Annotated in this window: 13 protein-coding genes and 1 riboswitch; of the genes, 11 read left to right on the forward strand and 2 right to left on the reverse strand. The window is 46.7% G+C overall.

Going from position 1 to position 13195, the window contains the following annotated elements:
- Positions 1 to 7 precede the first annotated feature (7 nt).
- Positions 8 to 628 carry an FMN-binding negative transcriptional regulator gene (locus tag FTD44_RS11510; protein WP_222166573.1) on the forward strand — a complete coding sequence of 207 codons (621 nt, stop codon included), beginning with the start codon at positions 8 to 10 and terminating at the stop codon, positions 626 to 628.
- 12 nt (positions 629 to 640) lie between these two features.
- Positions 641 to 1708, forward strand: a complete 1068-nt coding sequence (locus FTD44_RS11515; RefSeq protein WP_222166574.1) for an NAD(P)H-dependent flavin oxidoreductase — start codon at positions 641 to 643, stop codon at positions 1706 to 1708.
- Here the strand turns inward: FTD44_RS11515 and FTD44_RS11520 are convergent.
- Complete coding sequence (locus FTD44_RS11520) at positions 1705 to 2175, reverse strand: DinB family protein (protein ID WP_222166575.1); 471 nt, start codon at positions 2173 to 2175, stop codon at positions 1705 to 1707. The genes FTD44_RS11515 and FTD44_RS11520 overlap by 4 nt on opposite strands.
- Before the next feature lie 147 nt (positions 2176 to 2322).
- Between FTD44_RS11520 and FTD44_RS11525 the strand changes: the two genes are divergently transcribed.
- The 6 genes from FTD44_RS11525 (at position 2323) to FTD44_RS11550 (ending at position 8836) form a co-directional block, all read left to right on the forward strand.
- Positions 2323 to 3447, forward strand: a complete 1125-nt coding sequence (locus FTD44_RS11525; protein ID WP_222166576.1) for an alkene reductase — start codon at positions 2323 to 2325, stop codon at positions 3445 to 3447.
- A gap of 12 nt (positions 3448 to 3459) precedes the next feature.
- The gene (locus FTD44_RS11530) at positions 3460 to 4569 is read left to right on the forward strand and encodes an alkene reductase (protein WP_222166577.1); all 1110 of its coding nucleotides are present in this window, start codon (positions 3460 to 3462) and stop codon (positions 4567 to 4569) included.
- Position 4570: 1 nt separating this feature from the next.
- On the forward strand, positions 4571 to 5332 hold the full coding sequence (locus FTD44_RS11535; RefSeq protein WP_222166578.1) for a type 1 glutamine amidotransferase domain-containing protein: 762 nt from the start codon (positions 4571 to 4573) through the stop codon (positions 5330 to 5332).
- Positions 5333 to 5386: 54 nt separating this feature from the next.
- Positions 5387 to 5959, forward strand: coding sequence for a Crp/Fnr family transcriptional regulator (locus tag FTD44_RS11540; protein WP_222166579.1), 573 nt, complete (start codon positions 5387 to 5389; stop codon positions 5957 to 5959).
- A 434-nt stretch (positions 5960 to 6393) separates the two neighbouring features.
- Positions 6394 to 8085 carry a sensor histidine kinase gene (locus FTD44_RS11545; protein ID WP_222166580.1) on the forward strand — a complete coding sequence of 564 codons (1692 nt, stop codon included), beginning with the start codon at positions 6394 to 6396 and terminating at the stop codon, positions 8083 to 8085.
- Positions 8075 to 8836 (forward strand): response regulator transcription factor, encoded by a 762-nt coding sequence (locus tag FTD44_RS11550; protein ID WP_222166581.1) that lies wholly within the window; start codon positions 8075 to 8077, stop codon positions 8834 to 8836. Before FTD44_RS11545 ends, FTD44_RS11550 begins: the two co-directional genes overlap by 11 nt.
- A 3-nt stretch (positions 8837 to 8839) precedes the next feature.
- On the opposite strand, the gene FTD44_RS11555 is transcribed toward FTD44_RS11550, so the two are convergent.
- Positions 8840 to 10156 (reverse strand): chloride channel protein, encoded by a 1317-nt coding sequence (locus tag FTD44_RS11555; RefSeq protein WP_222166582.1) that lies wholly within the window; start codon positions 10154 to 10156, stop codon positions 8840 to 8842.
- 30 nt (positions 10157 to 10186) lie between these two features.
- Positions 10187 to 10253, reverse strand: a riboswitch (Fluoride riboswitch).
- 215 nt (positions 10254 to 10468) lie between these two features.
- Between FTD44_RS11555 and FTD44_RS11560 the strand changes: the two genes are divergently transcribed.
- From FTD44_RS11560 to pepE, 3 genes are all read left to right on the forward strand, one after another.
- The gene (locus FTD44_RS11560; protein ID WP_246625416.1) at positions 10469 to 11074 is read left to right on the forward strand and encodes an ankyrin repeat domain-containing protein; all 606 of its coding nucleotides are present in this window, start codon (positions 10469 to 10471) and stop codon (positions 11072 to 11074) included.
- 97 nt (positions 11075 to 11171) lie between these two features.
- Positions 11172 to 12416, forward strand: coding sequence for an MFS transporter (locus FTD44_RS11565; protein WP_246625417.1), 1245 nt, complete (start codon positions 11172 to 11174; stop codon positions 12414 to 12416).
- Positions 12417 to 12481: 65 nt separating this feature from the next.
- Complete coding sequence (pepE, locus tag FTD44_RS11570) at positions 12482 to 13183, forward strand: dipeptidase PepE (RefSeq protein WP_222166583.1); 702 nt, start codon at positions 12482 to 12484, stop codon at positions 13181 to 13183.
- Positions 13184 to 13195: the final 12 nt, after the last annotated feature.

The raw sequence follows: 13195 nt of genomic DNA on the forward strand, positions 1-13195 counted from the left end.
AGCAGACATGTACATTCCTAAAATCAATATTATGCAGGACCGGGAGCGGATTGTGGCGTTTATGCAACGCTTCAGTTTTGCTACGATCATTACTTCCAATGATAATGTTCCGGTAGCAACGCATCTGCCCTTCCTGGTTAAGGAAGAAGAGGGACAGCTTTTCCTGTACAGTCATTTCGCTAAACAAAATGATCAATGGAAAGACATCAGCAACCATAAAATACTGGTTGTCTTTAATGAGCCGCATGCCTATATTTCCCCTTCTCTATATGAAAAGGAGCAGAATGTGCCCACCTGGAATTATCTAGCCGTACATGCTTACGGTACCGGTGAGTTGATTACCGAACCGGCTGCTGTAAAGGATTTAATGGAAGCCACCATTGATAATTATGAAACAGCCTTTCGGGCACAATGGGCGCGGCTTCCGGAAAAATACATTAACGGATTGATGGCCGGGGTAACCGGCTTTCGCATAAAGGTCACGGAATTGCTGGCCAAAGAAAAACTCAGTCAGAATAAAACCATACACGAACAACGAAATATTATTGCATCACTATCCTCTGGTCCTGATACTGCAGCACAAGTCACCGCAGAATACATGCAGCAGAACCTGGACCAAAACCCTTAACCCATTATCCCCATGAGCCAACCGATTATCCATCAGTTAGACATTCTTTATCCGTTTATACAAGCCCCTATGTTTGGGGTCACAACACCTGAAATGGTGGCCGCAGCCACAGAAACCGGCTGCCTGGGCTCACTGCCCTTAGGCGACTGGTCTGCCGAACAAAGTGTGCAGGCTATTCGTGCAACCAAAGCCTTATGTAATGGTCAGTTTGCCGTAAATCTTTTTGTACATAAGGTACCACAGGCTGATGAAGCCCTTAAAACGCAATATGCCGGTAGCAAACAATTTATTGAAGCACTGGCTGCAGATCACGGCATTGAGGTAAGCCTGCCTGGTATTGATGAGATCAATGTAGATGATTATCATGCACAGCTGGATGCTGCACTGGAAGAAGGTTGCCGCATTATCAGTTTTACCTTCGGCAATCTTGATGAAGAAAGCATCCGAAAGTGTAAAGACAAAGGTGTACTACTGATTGGTACCTGCACCTCTGTTGATGAAGCCCTTATACTGGAACAATCCGGTATAGACATGATCTGTGTGCAAGGGCTCGAAGCCGGCGGACACCGCGGCAGTTTTGCCACAGAAGATATTCCGCAGATTGGCGGACTATCTTTACTGTCCCGCGTGTATGATAGCGTAAAAGTGCCCCTGATCTATGCAGGAGGTATGTATAATGCCCGTACCGTACTGGCCGCAAAAATGATTGGTGCATCCGGCTTTCAGGTAGGTACTTTATTACTGAATGCTAATGAAAGTGCTTTGCAGCCATTTGAAAGAGCCGGACTGAAAGATCGTGGAGAATCAGATATTATGCTGACCCGCAGCTTCTCCGGGAGATATGCCCGCGGTCTGCGCAACACATTCATTGATGCACTGGAACATTCCGGTCATATACTGCCCTATCCTTATCAGAACAGGCTTACACAGTCTTTAAGAAAGGCTGCACGCGATGCCGGTCATACCGGTTTTGTAAACCTGTGGGCAGGACAATCTTTATCCGGATTGCCGGAACGCAGTACCAAAGAGATTCTTACAGACCTGGTAATGGATACTGCAGCACTGAACAACGAATATTAAACCTGTGCAGTCAGGAGTTTCCGGATCAGTACAATCTGTCCTAAATGATAGTGCATATGCTCGATCATACCCGCGATATTGCGGAAATAGGTACCGTATTTTGCTTCTGAAAACAGAGCATCCAGCTGCATATCATCTAATTTTTCTATAGCATTGGCAGTAAGCTCCGCTTGCTGCCATATTTTTTCCTGTAGTGCGTTCCAGTCAGATTGTTCTTTAATATCTGGCAGGATAAAGCTATCCTTGTCATTCCCCTCCAGTGGCCCTCCTTCCAATACCTTGTAAATGACCTTTACATAGTATGTAATATGGCAGGTAAGCATGGCAATTGAATTCAATCCCTGCACAGAGACTTGTGCGTCCTGCCAGGAAAGCCCGTCCAGTGCATCTTTGAGATTGGACCAGCTCCAGTTTTTGCCAAAATGAACATCTCTCAGATGTTGCGCGAGTTGTTTGCTGACACTCATATTGAGTTGTTTTAAATAAAGATTTTCTATAGCCTGATTGCTAAAATAACGTAAAATTTAAAGCCTGCCTAAAAACTTGTGATCCTGATCACAGGTGCATTTCAGCCAGGCGGGTGACCTTTGCATTATACAAAAAAGGAACACCTTATGTTATTCGAAAAATATCAACTGAATCAAATTTCACTATCCAATCGTATCGTTATGCCGCCGATGACCCGTTCCCGTTCCGCTGCAGGAAATGTGGCTACGGAACTGATGGCTACTTATTATGCCCAGAGGGCTTCTGCCGGTCTCCTCATTTCTGAGGGTACACAGATCAGCCAGCAGGGACAAGGTTATGCCTGGACACCGGGCATCTATACTCCGGAGCAGATTGCGGGATGGAAACAAGTTACTGATGCAGTACATTCTGCCGGCGGAAAAATCTTTGCTCAGTTATGGCATGTTGGCCGGGTGTCGCATACCAGCCTTCAGGCAGATGGTACACAACCGGTTGCTCCTTCAGCCATACTTGCCGAAGGTGTAAAAGTATTCCTGGCTCCGGAAGGTGCGGCAGCAGACTCCGGACTCGGTATCATGGAACAGCATTCTATGCCGCGGGCATTAACTATCGCGGAGATCAAAGACATTGTCCATGATTATGCACAAGCTGCACGAAATGCAATCGCTGCCGGTTTTGATGGTGTCGAATTGCATGGAGCTAATGGTTACCTCATCGAACAGTTTATTGACTCTCAGACCAACCAGCGTACAGATGAATATGGTGGCAGCCTTGAAAATCGCCTTCGCTTTCTGAAAGAAGTGACTACAGCGGTAGCCGAAGCTATAGGAGCCGATCGTGTTGGTGTACGCCAGGCACCGTTGACCACTCTTATGGGCGCAATGGATGATCATCCGGAAGAGACCTATATCGCAGCAGCCAGACTATTGCAGGAAATTGGTATTGCTTATATCCATGTTGCAGAAGCAGATTGGGATAATGCGCCGGTCATGCCGGTAGCATTTAAAGAGGCCTACAGAACTGCATTTAAAGGTACCCTCATCTATTCCGGTAAGTATACCAAAGCCCGTGCAGAAGAGGCGCTGCGCAATGGCTGGGCCGACCTGATTGGTTTTGGTCGGCCGTTTATAGCCAATCCTGATCTGCCCTATCGCCTGGCACATGATCTGCCATTAAACGAACCCAAGCGGGAACATTTTTTCGGTGGTTCCGCTGAAGGATATACAGATTATCCGCTTGCCACAACACAAACATTATCCTCAACTTATTAATCAAAATCAACAATGACGAAAGATCTGTTTGCACCGGTTAGCTTCGGTGCCCTGAAATTGAAAAACCGTATTGCCATGGCACCGATGACCCGTGCCCGTAATGCAGACGGTATTCCTAAAGAATTTAATGCTACATATTATGCGCAGCGCGCTGATGCGGGCCTGATCATTACAGAAGGTACTGCTATTTCTGATACGGCTATGGGTGTATTATATATTCCCGGACTGTATACGCCGCAGCAGGTAGCCGGCTGGAAAAAGGTTACGGATGCTGTCCATGCAGAAGGTAGTACCATCTTTACCCAGCTGTGGCATGTAGGCCGCGTCTCCCATACGTCTAATCAGCCTAAAGGTCAGGCGCCGGTGAGTGCTTCTGATCTGCGTGCAGCCAACTCTTTTGCCTGGGGTTATGATGCGGAGGGCAAAGAAGGATTTGTACCTGCTTCGCAGCCCAGGGCATTGGCAACAGATGAGGTATCTGCTGTAGTGCAGGACTTCGCTCATGCGGCTGAAAATGCTGTAGCAGCGGGTTTTGACGGTGTGGAACTGCATGGCGCGAATGGTTACCTTATTGAGCAGTTCCTGAATCCACATATCAATAACCGTAGTGACCAGTATGGCGGCTCAATAGCAAACCGGTCCCGTTTTCTGCTGGAAGCTATTGATGCTTCTATTGCTGCAATAGGGGCTGATAAAGTAGCCATACGCCTGACACCTTATGGCGGATTGCACGAATTACCGCATTATGAGGAAATAGAAGAAACCTACCAGTACCTAGCGACAGAACTGTCCCGGAGAAATATTGCGTATATTCATATCATGGACCAGCAGTCCCGTGGCAGCTTCGCCTTACCTGATGGATTCCTGGAGCGCTTCCGCAGCTGGTATGACGGCGTATTGATCCTGGCAGGTGGTATGGACCGTGAGAAGGCTACTGCATTACTAGAAGCCGGCACTATTGACATTGCTGCTTTCGGAGAGGTATACATTGCGAATCCTGATCTGGTTGATCGTCTCCGGAACAACTGGCCGGTTACCCCACCCAACCGGGCACTGCATTATGGACTGGGTATGGAAGGATACCTGGACTGGAAAACTTATCAGGAACAAATCAATCATTAATATGAAACGGAATATATTACAGGTCCTGGTACTGGTCATCGCCATGCTGGCGGGTTTCGGTACAATACAGGCGCAGCAAAAAACATCAAACATGAAAAAGAAAATCTTATTTGTAGTGACCAGCCACGATACCAAAGGCAGTACGGGAGCGCCAACCGGCTACTACCTGGCTGAGGTATCTCATCCCTGGAAAGTGCTGACTGATGCAGGGTATGAAATCGATTTTGTGAGCCCGAAAGGTGGTACTCCGCCTGTTGACGGCTTTGACCTGAGTGATCCGGATAACAAGGCTTTCTGGGAAAATAAAGAGTATCATCAGAAGATCAGTAACAGCATGCGCCCTGAGCAGGTGAAACCGGAAGAATATACTGCTATATTTTATGCCGGCGGACATGGTGCCATGTGGGACCTGCCGGAAAATAAAGCACTGGCCGTTATTGCAGCACGTATTTATGAGCAGAATGGTGTGGTTGCCGCTGTATGTCATGGCCCGGCAGGCCTGGTCAATATACAGTTGAGCAATGGTAAGTATCTTGTGGAAGGCAAAAAGGTAAATGGCTTCTCTAATGAAGAGGAGGAACTGGTGAAGCTGAGTGCTGTAGTGCCTTTCCTGTTAGAGGACCAGCTGAAAGCCCGTGGCGGGCAATATGAACAATCTGCTGCCTGGCAACCGCATGTGACGGTAGATCAACGACTGATCACTGGTCAAAACCCACAGTCGGCAAAGGCTGTAGGTGAAGCGATTAAAAAGGCATTGGACTAGATTAGATTTAAAGACAGTATACATCGAGGCATATTTCTTTTGTACATTTACAACATGGAATATGCCTCTTTTCTGCGCCGACATATTGAACAGGTTGTGTCCCTTACAGATGAAGAATTTGCCCTGTTGCTCCCATTCTATAAGCCGCTTATGGTGGCCAAAAAACAATTGCTTATTGAGAGTGGAGATACAGTACAGGCAGAATTCCTGGTGGTGCAGGGCTGCCTGAAAGCATTTATGCATGATGAAGATGGCCGTCAGCACATCATCCAGTTTGCTATAGAGAACTGGTGGATATCGGACTATCCGGCTTATGCGCAGCAAAGCAGTGGTGATATGTGTGTACAGGCACTGGAACCTTGTTTCGTGCTGGAACTTTCAGCTGCAGATAAGGAAACGGTTTGTAACCTGGTGCCCAAAATGTATATATTTCACGGACGTAAAGCTTTCGGTGGCTATGTCGCCTTGCAGAGACGTGTTTTATCTATGATGAAAAGCTCGCCTAAAGAGAAATACGAACTGCTGTTGCAGCAATACCCTGCCCTGTTTCAGCGGGTATCGAAAACGATGATTGCACATTACCTAGGCGTATCGCGGGAGACTTTAAGCAGGCTGGAAAGGAAATAGGATAGGTTTGCTATAACATTACTTGTTACCCTGCAATTAACGAAATGGAATGTGCCCATTACCATTGACATAGCGATCAATTGAATGAGAAATATTTGTGCTGCTCAAAACGAGTGTCAGTAAGCATTTCATGAAATAAAGATAAATAATTGCGTATTATGAAAAAGCCATCTGAAAAATCAAATGGCTTAGCTCTCTTCATTACTCATAGATGAACCTGCTATTATACAAGCATGGTAGCCCGATTCATTTATATTCTTTTAGCGATTCCTGCTCAATACCGGAATCGATTGGTATATTGCTTAGTCTGCAAAGGAAAACTAAGCCTTGCGGTCCTCCAAAAAAAGTGCTTACTTTGAGTGTGAACATGCTTATTTTTGAGGATATATTACCATAATAATTCTCATCCTGACGGTACATTTGCAATAAGATGAATGCGTAAACAATACGGGCATATTATTCTCTGTTTCCTGTTTTCCTGGTCGCTTGCTTCAGGATTGATTTCCTGTACTCGGGAAGATAAACCGGCACGAAATCTGCAGCAGCGAGAGACCTTATTTTTTGTCCTCTTACATAAAGGAGACAGCGTATATGCACAGAAGAAGAATTATACCACCTTCGCCCATAGCCTGAAATATTACGACAGTGCACAGATCATCGCAGAACAATCCCATAATACGCGGTTAAAGGCTGAAGCCCTGTTTGCTAAAGGCCGCATCTACGATGCCTGGAACAAAGAACCTCAGCGTACTATTTATTATTTTAAAGAAGCTGCCGCTTTATTTGGCAGACTTCCTGATCAATATCCCCGTTATCTGTATGTACAGCAGCTGGTAGCTCATGCTTATGATAAGATCAAAGATAGTGTACATGCGGTGGAAATATTAAGGGGCCTATATGACACCCTGCTGATTAAAGACACCGCTTTCCGGAAGCAGCAGGGCTATATCTCCCAGATGGCCCTGATCAGTAGCGAGGTGCGCAATTATGCACTGGCCGATAGTATCCTGGACCATCTATTCAAAAGAGCCTGGATAAGGAATGATCCCAATACTTATAATTACCTGGATAATTATTACCTGACCCGCTCCCGCATTGATGTGTATCATTACGGCAAGGAACAATCGCCCTATCTCGATTCTCTGGAACAAGCCTATGCCCGCACCACAACAGGTTTTGACCGTGCCTTCCTGGCTGCAAACCTGGTACAATTGTACCGTACGGTTAAGGATACGACCAAGGCCTATACTTATCTACTGGCAGAATATAATTTTACTGTAGAACTGAACCAGGGCAAGGCCCTGGAAGCGCTGGAGCATGATCTGGCCAAATCGGAGCTGGATGCAGAAAGGCGGCAGATCCAGTATGAACAGACCATGCAGCAATGGAAGGAACTGGGCTTTGTGGTGTTTATGATTGGCTTTTTATCCATTACTGTCTTGAGTATATTTCTCTATAAAAATGTAAAAAAATACCGTGCGCTTTCTGCCAAACTCGGCCGTACCAATGAAGACCTGGACCGGCAGATGGGCAATGTAGCCCTGCTGAATAAGGAAATGCAGCACCGGGTTAAAAATAACCTGCTGATGATTGTGAGCCTGCTGCAGATGCAGGAGCGCAGAAGCCTGAATGAGGAAACGGTAAGAGACCTGCAGGAGGCCCGCTTGCGGGTGCAGAGCATCTCAGATCTGCATCAGCGGATCGGCAATCATGAACAGGCGGTGGATTTTAAATCTTTTATAGAGGCACTGGTACAGGCCGTAGTGAACTGTTATTTTATTAATAAACCGGTAACGGTTAGTGTAAGTGGCACCGATCATATAGGATTGCCCAAGAAGAAACAATTACCCCTGACGCTGATATTGAACGAATGGATCATTAACTCGATAAAGTATGCCGATACCGGAAATGAACCGTTGCACCTAACCGTTGCCTTCCGTGTACTGGAAGACCAGCTGGAGATCCGGTATGCAGATAATGGTTCTGTAGATGCACATAGTGCAGATGCTCCGCCGGGACTGGGCACAGAAATCGTAGCTTTGCTGAGCAGGCAATTGCATGCCCAGGTATTGCGCCATCCGGAGCATCCTTATCAATACACCATCATTTGTCCCAATGGAAAATAAGATCAACATTCTGATTATTGAAGACGATGCCCTTATTGCGGAGCACCTTAAGTATACCCTCGAGGATCTGGGCTATTATGTGAGCGGTATCTGCTATCATTTTGATGAGGCCAGAGATCTTATTGCCCATACTGAAGCCGATCTGATCCTGCTGGATATAAACCTCGAAGAGGCGGAAGAATGGAAGAACGGGATTGCTTTAGGAGGCATTATACAGGATACCAGGCCCAATATTCCCTTTATCTACCTTACGGCCTATAATGATCTGAACACGATCAGAGCAGCCACCCGCCAGAAGCCGCAGGGATACCTGATCAAACCGGCAGGTTCTGCAACCTTATTTGCGGCCATACAAACGGCTATCGAAAACAATAACCTGCAACAGAAGGTACCGGAAACTGATCAGCAGGAAGAGGCCCGCCCGGATTACTTCTTTGTGAAGGTGGGACATAAGACCAATAAGTTTTTCTGGAAAGATATTTACTGCCTGGAGGCGGGTAAGAATTATGTAAAAGTAAAATCTGCACAGGTGCAATTTCAGTATTCGATCAGGGGATCACTGACCTTCGTGCGTACACAATTACTCCCGTTAAGCCTGCAGGCCTCATTTGTACAGGTGAACCGCAGTTGCTGTGTGAACCTGCAATACATGACCTCGTTTGACCCGGAAGCGGTATATTTTGGTACGGAACGTATCGAAAACAGCAGGATGAGCATGGCAGACTTAAAGAAGTATGCCAATAATAAATAATGTTTACAGATCCTGTATCCTTTTGCCCCTGAGGTGCCCGAAACGACGATGTTTCGGAGTGTCGATCTGTTGACTGCTATATATACTGTTATGGCCTGAACATAAATAAGCTACCACACAGGTCAGCGCAATATACACACCACATTCCATCCCGAATAATTCAATGCCCATCATCGTACAAGCCAATGGTGTATTGGTCGCTCCTGCAAATACAGCAACAAACCCCATACCCGCCAGCAATGCATGTGGCAAGGGTATAATCAAGGCTAATGCACTGCCTAGTGTGGCTCCGATAAAGAACAGGGGTGTTACTTCCCCACCCTTAAACCCGGCAGATAAGGTAATGATGGTCAGCAGCATTTTCAAGGCAAAATCATAAGGCATTGCTGTGGTGTCAAAAGCCGATACAATGGCCGGAATACCCAATCCGGAATACTTTGTAGTACCAGAGAGCCATACAAATAATAATATGAGCAAACCTCCTGCCACCGGGCGAAAAGGCAGGTATGCAATATATTTCCTGAAGCCGGTACTGCAATACTCCATGCCTTTGCTGAACAGCGCGGCACACCAGCCAAACAGGATGCCGGCAATAAGAACAAAGATGAGATGACTAAACGATAAAGCCGGCACGATACCGATCGGGTAATGCGTATGCGGTACGCCCCAGGCGCGGGTGACGAGGTCGGCCAGTACAGCAGCCATCACCGCGGGAAACAATGCCTGGTAGCGCAGGCGACCCAGCAGAAAAAACTCTATACCAAATAATGCGCCGGCCAGCGGTGTCCCGAATACAGCGCCAAAGCCCGCTGCTACTGCGGCAATCAGCAATGTACTGCGGTCTTCTTTGGATAGTTTAAATGGCTTGTGCAATTGATCGGCGATTGCGCCAGCCATTTGCAATGCAGTGCCCTCGCGTCCTGCAGAGCCACCCAATAAATGGGTGATGATGGTACCGGCATATACCATGGGCGCCATTTTAAACGGGATCGTTTTACCGGGCTCCAGTATGGTGTCGATCAGCAGATTATTGCCGCTTACTATACTTTTTCCGTAGCAGTCATATGCCCATCCGACCAGGAAACCACCGAAAGGCAATAGAAATAAAATCCAGCTATGCCCCTCCCGGAATGCTGTGGCCCATTGCAGGGTTTGCAGGAAGAAGGCAGAGGCAGAACCAATGAGTAAACCGAGGATCAGGCAGATCAGTACCCATCTGAACAGGTATGGCACAAGCGGATACTTGCGGAACAATAACCGGAACCGGATATATATAGTACGGGAAAAATTGGTGGTAGTCTGGTGTTGTGGTACGGGCATAATAATCCTGATTATAAGGTAAATAATAATATATAATCAGGCGTCATCAGCTTTTGCAAGCGGTTGGGTAAGGAAGCACACCATTTCCTTTTGTAGGGCAAAGATACATATTCCGGTTAAATTTGAAAACTCCGGTAGTCCGCTATTCCGCAATATTTATAAATTTTACAAGTAAAAGCCTGAATTGCCCATCGTTTTGAGGGCTAAGCATCTGATCTTTGTGATTAAACCAACAAAGCCGAAATGATGATGTTTAGATACTTCTTACTGATCGGAGGATTATTGTTTACCCAATTAAATTGTTCTGCACACATGAACGAAAAACAACATTATGCTGCAACACAACTGGTCACTGCAGTGCAGGAGCACAACCATGATGCGGTAATCAAAGCCCTGAAAGCGGGTGTGGACGTGAACACTAAGGATAAAAACGGCAGCTCGCTTTTGCTGATCGCCACCCGTAATAAGGATGTGGTGATGGCTAAATTATTAGTAGCTAATGGTGCAGATGTAAACCAGCAGGATGAGATCAGAGACAGTCCATTCCTGTATGCGGGCGCATCGGGATCGGCAGAGCTGGTGCAATTGTACCTGCAGCACGGTGCCCGTTTTGATATATTCAACCGTTATAATGGTTCTGCCTTGATACCTGCCTGTGAACGCGGACATACTGATGTGGTAACAATACTGGCCCATACACCGGGCTTCCCGATAGATCATATCAACCGACTCGGCTGGACAGCCTTGCTGGAGGCGATTATCCTGGGTGACGGTTCTGCGGTATATGCAGATATTGTACGGATACTGGTTGATGCCGGTTGCGATATTCATATACCGGATCATGATGGGATTACACCATTACAACATGCGCGTCTTAAAGGTTATAAAGAGATTGCGGCCTTACTGAGCGGGTCTTAGGTTAATTAATTACCAAAATTGCCCTTCATCTATACGACATTGCTATTAATCCTGTTGTTTTGCAGGATAATACCTGCCCTGCCCTTTTCTGAATCATATGAATCCCGAACAAACTGTATCTGATCCTGTAGTAAACTCATCTGTAACCGGCGAAATGCCTGCCCGTCCGGCCCTTACCCGTTCTGTCTTATGGCTGATGACTATCGCCAGCGGATTGGTAGTCGCCAATAATTATTACAATCAACCCTTACTGGGCCTGATTGCTAAAGACATGGGGGTAAGTGAGGCGAAGGTGAGTAACATTGCTATGTTTACCCAGATCGGATATGCCATGGGTTTATTACTGATTGTACCACTCGGCGATATGCTGCGCCGTAAGCGCCTTATCCTGATTGATTTTATATTTATCATTCTGTCCCTGCTGGGCATGACCATTGCCCCGTCTATACACTGGCTGATCCCGATCAGTTTCCTCATCGGGTTTACCTCTGTCGTACCGCAGTTATTTGTACCTATGGCGGCAGAACTGGCGACGAAAGAAAAGCAGAGTGCCTCTATAGGTATGGTGATGAGCGGGCTGCTGATCGGGATATTATTATCACGGGTGATCAGTGGTATTGTAGGTGATCTCTGGGGCTGGAAGGCTATGTTCTACATTGCTGCGGGCTGTATGGTTGTATTGGGCCTGGTATTAGCCTTTAAATTACCGGAAGTGCATCCATCATTTAAAGGTACATATCGCGAACTGATGCGCTCACTGGTACACCTGACCAAAACTCAGCCGGTATTAAGACTGGCTGCATTCCGTGGTGGTGCCGGATTTGCGGCATTCAGTGCTTTCTGGACCACATTGGTATTTCACCTGGAAGAGGCGCCCTTTCATGCCGGCGCGGCAGTAGCCGGTGCTTTCGGGATGATTGGTGCAGTAGGTGCACTGGCTGCGGCTATTGTTGGTAAGGTCGCCAATAAGGTACGTCCATTCCAGATTGTGCTGTATTCCATCCTGATCATGCTCATTAGCTGGGTCATTTTTTACTTTGGTGGTTATACATATATCGGACTCATCATCGGCATTATCCTGATCGATATGGGCCTGCAATCGATGCATATTATGAACCAGTCCAGTTTCTTTTCTTTAAGACTGGCTGCCGGCAACCGTTTGAATACCGTGTATATGTTCAGCTATTTCATCGGCGGCTCATTGGGTACTTATCTGGCAGCACAGGCCTGGCGTGCCTGGCAGTGGCCAGGTGTAGTGCTGGTGGGTACATTTTTTACGGTACTGGTATTTATCAGTCATCTCCTGTATGGTAAGCCCAAAGCGGCACCACAGGTATCTTAAATATTCTCCAAAGCAGCCGGACAAAAGCCGCAGATTTGCTACTTTTGCAGGATATTATTGCATACATGAAGAATATTATCCTGGCCAGTACCTCCACTTTATTCGGAGGCGAATACCTGGCGTATATCAAAGAGCAGATCAAAGACTTATTCAAAGGTATTGACTCCATCATATTTGTCCCTTATGCCCGTCCGGGTGGTATTTCACATGATGAATACACTGCGACTGCAGCGGCATTCTTTGCCGGTATCGGTATTGACGTAAAAGGGTTACACACCTTCGCTGATCCGAAACTGGCCATACAAGAAGCCAAGGGCTTTTTTACCGGTGGCGGAAACACCTTCCTGCTGGTGAAACAACTGCATGAGCAGGGATTAATGATCGAACTGTCAGCAGCAGTCAGCAGCGGAAAGCCTTACCTGGGCTCAAGTGCAGGCAGCAATATAGGTGGTATCAATATGCAGACGACCAATGATATGCCGATTGTGTATCCGCCGAGTTTTGAAACCATGGGACTGGTTCCCTTTAACCTGAACCCGCACTACCTGGACCCGAATCCGGATCTGAAACATAACGGAGAGACGCGTGAGACCCGTATTAAAGAGTTTCATACCCAGAATAGTATTCCGGTTGTAGGCCTCAGAGAAGGTAACTGGATCAGGGTTACAGGTGATCAGATCACTACAGAAGGTTCTGAACAAACCCGCATTTTTGAAGCTGGTAAAGCTCCTTATGAGGTTGCTGCCGGTACTGTACTTTCCTTTTAAGCATTACATGAC

This window comes from Edaphocola aurantiacus (assembly GCF_019797745.1).
GTDB lineage: Bacteria > Bacteroidota > Bacteroidia > Chitinophagales > Chitinophagaceae > Edaphocola > Edaphocola aurantiacus.